This is a genomic window from Bhargavaea massiliensis, from assembly GCF_018390575.1.
GTDB classification, from domain to species: domain Bacteria; phylum Bacillota; class Bacilli; order Bacillales_A; family Planococcaceae; genus Bhargavaea; species Bhargavaea massiliensis.
Genome location: NZ_JAHBCJ010000035.1, coordinates 1 through 237, shown reverse-complemented (window position 1 = coordinate 237; position 237 = coordinate 1). Strand labels below are relative to the sequence as shown.

Genomic DNA, 237 nt, shown 5'->3' with positions numbered 1-237 from the left:
AACCCGCGACCCCCACCTTGGCAAGGTGGTATTCTAGCCACTGAACTACTTCCGCGATATCAAGTATTCAAATAAAAGTGCGGATGAAGGGAGTCGAACCCCCACGCCCGAAGGCACTAGATCCTAAGTCTAGCGTGTCTGCCAGTTCCACCACATCCGCATGTCTTTAAACCAGAGGAAAATGGTGAGCCATGCAGGGCTCGAACCTGCGACCCTCTGATTAAAAGTCAGATGCTC

At 51.9% G+C, this 237-nt stretch carries 1 tRNA gene; it reads right to left on the bottom strand.

The window, feature by feature from the left end:
- Window positions 1-78 precede the first annotated feature (78 nt).
- Window positions 79-160: transfer RNA gene (locus tag KHA84_RS15285), tRNA-Leu, on the bottom strand.
- Window positions 161-237: the final 77 nt, after the last annotated feature.